This window comes from Rhizobium sp. P32RR-XVIII (assembly GCF_012641395.1).
Taxonomy (GTDB): Bacteria; Pseudomonadota; Alphaproteobacteria; order Rhizobiales; family Rhizobiaceae; genus Rhizobium.
On the sequence record NZ_JABAIH010000007.1, the window covers coordinates 310,313 to 316,761 of the forward strand.

The 6,449-nt window shown below is 62.6% G+C and carries 5 protein-coding genes; 1 reads left to right on the top strand and 4 read right to left on the bottom strand.

The genetic code is table 11. The features are described from left to right. Positions 1-101: 101 nt before the first annotated feature. Entirely contained in the window at positions 102-596 is a 495-nt protein-coding gene (locus tag HGP14_RS21490; RefSeq protein WP_168831912.1) for an MmcB family DNA repair protein, read from the top strand. A 1-nt stretch (position 597) separates the two neighbouring features. Here HGP14_RS21490 and HGP14_RS21495 read toward each other — a convergent pair whose 3' ends face one another. The 4 genes from HGP14_RS21495 to HGP14_RS21510 all read right to left on the bottom strand — a co-directional run bounded on the left by HGP14_RS21495 (position 598) and on the right by HGP14_RS21510 (position 5,983). Next, on the bottom strand, positions 598-1,173 hold the full coding sequence (locus tag HGP14_RS21495) for an ActR/PrrA/RegA family redox response regulator transcription factor (protein ID WP_168831913.1): 576 nt from the start codon (positions 1,171-1,173) through the stop codon (positions 598-600). Positions 1,174-1,242: 69 nt separating this feature from the next. Next, positions 1,243-2,553, bottom strand: a complete 1,311-nt coding sequence (locus HGP14_RS21500) for an ActS/PrrB/RegB family redox-sensitive histidine kinase (protein ID WP_168831914.1) — start codon at positions 2,551-2,553, stop codon at positions 1,243-1,245. Positions 2,554-2,573: 20 nt separating this feature from the next. Continuing rightward, complete coding sequence (gene hrpB / locus HGP14_RS21505) at positions 2,574-5,030, bottom strand: ATP-dependent helicase HrpB (protein WP_168831915.1); 2,457 nt, start codon at positions 5,028-5,030, stop codon at positions 2,574-2,576. 5 nt (positions 5,031-5,035) lie between these two features. Beyond that, a complete protein-coding gene (locus HGP14_RS21510; protein ID WP_168831916.1) occupies positions 5,036-5,983 on the bottom strand; it encodes an ornithine cyclodeaminase family protein in 948 nt (315 codons plus the stop codon). Positions 5,984-6,449 lie beyond the last annotated feature (466 nt).

Consider the following 6,449-nt stretch of genomic DNA (forward strand, 5'->3'; position numbering starts at 1 on the left):
GTCTTTGCAAGATGCTGCAGCGCGACAAGAGTTACCTGCTGCGCAAATTAAAACCGGATGGTTTTTTTGCAACAAAACGCGGTCCTGCCACACGGTAATCCATGACGATTTTGAGCGTTTACAATAACAATCCGTTAATAGATGGCCGGCAATCGGATAGGGCTATGCTCGTGCGCCGCGGGACTCAGATATTACTTCATGAGATGCGCCACGCGGTCCTGCCCGAGCTGTCGCTGGCCAGCGGCCGGCGCGCCGATCTGATCACGATTTCGGAGAAGGGTGAAATCTGGATCGTCGAGATCAAGACTTCTGTCGAGGATTTCCGCGTTGATCGCAAATGGCCGGAATACCGGCTGCATTGCGACCGGCTTTTCTTTGCGACGCACAAGGACGTGCCGCTTGATATCTTCCCGGAGGAATGCGGTCTGTTCCTTTCGGATGGCTACGGTGCGCATCTGCTCCGCGAAGCGCCGGAACACCGCCTGCCGCCGGCAACCCGCAAGTCGGTGACGCTGAATTTCTCGCGTGCCGCAGCACAGAGATTGATGCTGGCCGAATGGGCGAACGGCAAACAGCTCACCCCGGACGATATCTAACTTACTTCGGCGCGCGCTTGGCGAGTATACGCTGCAGCGTACGCCGGTGCATGTTGAGCCGCCGCGCCGTCTCCGAGACATTGCGCTCGCACATTTCATAGACGCGCTGGATATGTTCCCAGCGGACACGGTCTGCCGACATCGGGTTTTCCGGCAGGTCGGCTTTCTCGCCCGGCCGCTGCGTCAAGGCGGCGAAGATGTCGTCCGCATCAGCAGGCTTGGAGAGATAATCGACAGCACCGAGCTTCACGGCTGTTACCGCGGTGGCGATGTTGCCATAGCCCGTCAGGACGATGATCCGCGTGTCATCCCGGCGCTGGCGGATCGCTTCGATGACGTCGAGACCATTACCGTCGCCGAGCCGCAGGTCGACAACGGCGTATTTCGGCGGGTGGCTCTTCGACTTGGCAATCCCTTCCGCAACCGACTCAGCCATTTCCACCTGGAAACCGCGGGTCTCCATGGCGCGTGCCAGGCGTCGCAGAAATGGGCCGTCGTCATCGACGATCAACAGGCTCGCATCCGGGCCGATGTCGTGTTCGCTGGCGGCAAGAGTTTCGTGCGTTTGTTCAGTCATGGCTTCCAATCCCGGCGGTTGCCCGCTGTCGTTTTGTCAACTGCTCGTGTCTTCATTATGCCGATACAGTCATTTTGTCGAATGAGCATCGAGCAGCATGCGCGGCCATTCGACACGAATGCGCGCTCCGCGGCTTTCCGGATCGCGGTTCCCGAAAGCGAGGGTCGCGCCGGAACGCTCGAGCAGAGTCTTGGCAATGAAAAGCCCCAGCCCGAGCCCGCCAGCCGTATCCTGATTCTGTCTTTTGGTGACGTAAGGCTCGCCGATCTGGGCAAGGATATCAGGCGTATAACCGCTGCCGTCATCCTCGATGACAATCAACACCCTGTCATGATCATGTTCGATCGTGACCGTCACTTTTTTGCGCGCATAGTCGACGGCATTCTCGATCAGATTGCCGAGGCCATACATGATCCCGGCGTTGCGTTCGGTCACTGGTTCGCCCTTGCGCGGGCTCTTCTCGATCAACTCCAGCGCGATCGGAAGCTCGCGATAGGGCGCAATGATCTCCTCGATCATCGACGACAGCGGCAGCCGCTGCATATGCGCATCGCCCTCGGCCGAAAGGCTGGTCAGCCGTTTCAAGATATCGCGGCAGCGCTCGCTCTGGCTGCGCAGCAGTTGCACATCCTCGCGAAACCTGTCGTCGTTCTTGAGTTCGCGTTCCATCTCCTTTGCGACGACGCTGATGGTCGCAAGCGGTGTGCCAAGCTCGTGCGCCGCCGCGGCCGCCAGGCCGTCGAGCTGCGAAAGGTGCTTCTCTCTCTGTAGCACGAGTTCGGTCGCCGCCAGCGCATCCGCCAGCTGGCTCGCCTCCATCGAAACCCGGTAGGCATAAAACGCCGCAAAGGCCATCGTCGAGGCAATCGCGCACCAGACGCCGAACTGCATGACGGTGTGCACGTTTATCGTGGCGCCGTTATACCATGGAAGCGAAAAGGGAGAGAGCGCGAGGACCGTTATGCAGGCCATGGCAAAGACGATGAGGGCGGTGCTGTAGCGGATCGGCTGCGAAGCAAACGAAATAATGACCGGCACGCAGACGAGCACCGCAAACGGATTTGCCAGGCCCCCGGTGATGAACAGCAGCGCGGAGAGCTGCAACAGATCCAGCGCCAGCAGCGCGAAGGCGGCCGGCGGTTCCAGCCGATGCGTCGGCGGATAGCGGATCATCAGGTAGAAGTTGACCCAGGCCAGTGCTGCGATCAGAGAGATGCTTGCGACCAGCGGCAGCGGAAATTTCAGCAGGAAGGTGACGATGAAAACGGTGGCCGCCTGGCCGGCGACCGCGAGCCACCGCAAGCGCACCAGCGTCTGAAGCCGCAGCCTGCGGCTGCTATGGCTGTCGTCCCGCGGTTTGGTGTCGGCGTCGTTGACCATCATCGCTCCCTGGAAAGGCCTTATGTACCACGCGGTTTTGCGCGTGTCGTCGGCAATGCCTCTTCCGGCCGTTCCGGCCACGGGTGGCGCGGATAGCGGCCGCGCATTTCCGCGCGCACGTCTCTCCAGGAACCGACCCAGAACCCCGGCAAGTCGCGCGTCGTCTGGATCGGCCTGTGCGCCGGGGAGGTCAATTCGAGAAGAAGCGGCAGCCGCCCTCCGCCGATCGCCGGATGTTGCTTCAATCCGAAAAGTTCCTGCACCCTGATCGTCAGCAGCGGCTCCTCGCCGCCATACTGGATCGGATGCCGCTGTCCGGTGGGCGCCTCGAAATGCGTCGGCGCGAGGCGGCCGAGGTCACGCTGCAGCTCGTGCGGAACGAGCGTCATCAACCCGCTGGAAAGCGATCCGGCGGAAATGTCCGAGATGCGGCGTGCATCGGTCTGGTAGGGCGTAAACCATTCATCCAGCCGTTCCAGCAGCGCGGAATCGCTGACGTCAGGCCAGGGCTCGCCGAGTGTCCGATGCAGAAATCCGATCCGCTCGCGCAGCTGGATCGCTTCCTTTGAAAAGGGCAGCACGTCCAGGCCCAATTGGCGCACGCCATCCGCCAGGGCCTTGACGACTGCCTCGCCCGTCGGCCGGGCCAGCGGCGTTTCATCGAAAACGATCGCGCCGAGTCGCGTCGCCCGTCTCGCGCGAACCTGCCTGCTCGGCAGGTCGAAATAGACCTGCTCGCCGGTGCTGATGGCATCCGGCAGTTCGGCCTCGACGTCTCTCCGCGAGATCTCCGCCGCGGCCAGGATACGCCCCTGCGCGGCGCGTCCTGTCAGGTCGGCGATCACCAGCATCTGGCTGCCCGCCAGCCGTTCCGTCTCCGGCAGCTCCGCGCCGCGGCCGTTTACCATCACATAGCGCCCGCGTGCGCCGCGCTGCAGGGCCACTCGGTCCGGAAAGGCATGAATCAGGAGCTGACCGGCAAGCGGCGGCGCGCTGGAGGGCATTTTGTTCAGCCCATTCGCGAGTCGAGCGGCAAGCCGCCGTGAAGCATCCGCTCTTTCGCCCTTCTCGGTCTTGAAACGGCGCAAACGCTCCTCGATGTCGATGCTCGCGCCGCCAAGCCCCTGTTCCGTCATAAGAACGGCAAGCATGGCGGCCTCTTTCGCATGCCCGCTTTCGCCGGCCGAGACCACCATGGCGGCCAGCCGCGGCGGCAGCGCAAGGTCGCGCATCGTTCGTCCCCGCTCTGTCAAGGCTCCGTCGCTCTCCAGGGCGCCGAGCTCGCGAAGCAGTGTGCGCGCTTCCTTCAGCACCGTTTCGGGCGGCTGGTCGACGAAGGCAAGCGACGCCGGATCCTGGACGCCCCAATGCGCGAGGTCGAGCACCAGGCCGGAAAGATCGCTCGAAAGAATCTGCGGCGGCGTGAAAGCGGGAAGGGCAGCCGTCTGCCCCTGGTGCCACAGCCGGACCGCAACGCCCGGCTCCGTTCTACCCGCGCGCCCGGCGCGTTGATCGGCGGAAGCGCGCGACACGCGCACGGTCTCCAGCCGCGTGATGCCGGTCGAGGCTTCGAAAACGGGCAATCGCTGCAGCCCGCTGTCGATGACGATGCGCACGCCGTCGATGGTGATCGACGTCTCCGCGATTGAGGTGGCGAGCACGATCTTGAGCTTGCCCACCGGCGCCGGCCGGATTGCGGCATCCTGCTCCTTCTGGCTGAGATTGCCGTAGAGCGGTGCAATCAACGTATCCGGTCCGAACCGGCCATCGAGCCGCTCCACGGTCCGGGTGATTTCGGCCTGCCCGGGCAGGAAGGCGAGGATCGATCCCGTCTCATGCGTATGGGCATCGATGATCGCCCTCGTGACGGCATCCTCCACGCGCTCGCCTCCCGGCCGGTCCTGATAACGGATCTCGATCGGAAAGCTTCTTCCCATGCTTTCGATCACCGGCGGATTGTTGAGGAGAGCTGCCACCCGCTCCACGTCGAGCGTCGCCGACATCACCAGAATGCGCAGATCTTCTCGAAGCGCCGATTGCACGTCGAGCGCAAGCGCCAGCCCGAAATCCGCATCGAGCGACCGTTCGTGAAACTCATCGAAGATGACGGCCGCAACGCCCGAAAGTTCCGGATCGTCGAGGATCATGCGCGCAAAGACGCCTTCGGTCACAACCTCGATCCGGGTTCTGGCGGAAATCCGGTTGTCGAGGCGCATGCGGTAGCCGACCGTCTCGCCCACCTGCTCGCCGAGCAGCGAGGCCATCCGGCTTGCCGCCGCCCGGGCAGCCAGCCGGCGCGGCTCGAGAACGATGATCCTGCCGTTGTCGCGCCACGGCTGATCCAGCAGATAGAGTGGCACGAGCGTGGTCTTGCCGGCGCCTGGCGGTGCCGACAGGACCGCCCGTCCGCTTTCGGCAAGCGCGGTTCCGATATCGGCGAGAACATGAGAAACCGGAAGCTCCGGCAGAACAGGCATTCCGCTTATTTCCCGCCGATTACGGTTTCATAGGCGAGGATCGCTCCGGCGAGATCCTCGAGTGCGGCGCCCACGGATTTGAAGAGCGTGATTTCGTCTGGCGCCCGGCGACCGGCTGACGTGCCGCGCACGAGGTCCGCAAGCTCCGCCCTGATCGCCTCGGCCGTGAGGACACCGCTTTCGAGCGGCTGAACGATATCGCCTGCTTCCTTCATCGCACCAGCCCGGGTGTCGACAAATACCGAGGCGCGGCGGATCGCCTCGTCGTCGCTCTCGCGCATGCCGGGCTTGAAGCCGCCGACCAGATCGAGATGCGCGCCGGGCTTCAGCCATGCGCCGGACATGAGCGGTTCGCTCGACAGCGTGCAGCAGGAGATGATGTCCGCCTGGCGGGCGGCCGGTTCGATGCCGGACACGGCTTCGGCGGGCAGGCCGAGGTCGCGTGCTTCTGCGGCAATCTTCTCAGCGTTTGCGAGACTGCGTCCCCAGACATGAATGCGCTTGATCGGCCGGACTGCCGCATGCGCCTGCATCAGATTGAGCGACAGGCGGCCGGTGCCGCAGACCAGCAGGTCCGCCGCCTCGGGCCGCGCGAGGTAGCGCGCCGCCAGTGCCGAGGTCGCGGCCGTCCGCCGTGCCGTCAGTTCGCCGCCGTCGATCGCCGCGAGCATCTCGCCTGTTGCGCCTGAAGACAAGAGATAGGTGCCGAATATCGCAGGTATCGCGCGCATCGCATTTCCGGGAAAGACGGAAACCATCTTTACGCCGGCGTAGCGCCCAGGCACCCAGGCCGGCATCAGAAGCAGCGTGGCATTTTCTTCGCCCGGCACGTCCATGTCGTGATGATGGCGCACCGGCATGATGCACCCGTCGTTAAACATCGCGGCGATCGCCTCGATCAGCTCCGCCCAGGGCAGCGCTGCACGTGTTCGTGTTTCATCGAGGACGAGCATTTCAGTCTCCATAGCCGAGCATCGGGGAACCCAAACTAGCGATTGAGCGCGGCTCAGCCAAGCGGGTCTGGAAAGTGACGATGGCGTTTCTATATAAGGGAATTGGCATGAATGATGGCGAGCAGGGAGCATTCGGCAAAACGAAGTCTCCTGGAATCGCAAATTGCCCGGAAATTTGGCCAGTCTCCGTCATCACCAAAAATTCCCTATAGGAATCAATCTGTTATAAAAATGTCAAAAAAGTTGGATTGGCGGTGTTGACTATGTCTGAGGGAAGGACTTATAAGCCGCGTCACTGAACGAGGGCGGCGGCGCTGCTGGCGACGAAGTTTCTCGCTTTAGGGTTTCCGGATTGGCTGGATTGCTGATTGATGGTTTGAGGCTTAGGTGCTTTGGACTTTGTGGAACTTTATTCGACCGGGTTGACTGGTCTGTTATTTGACAATTGAAGATGAGAAGAAAGAGA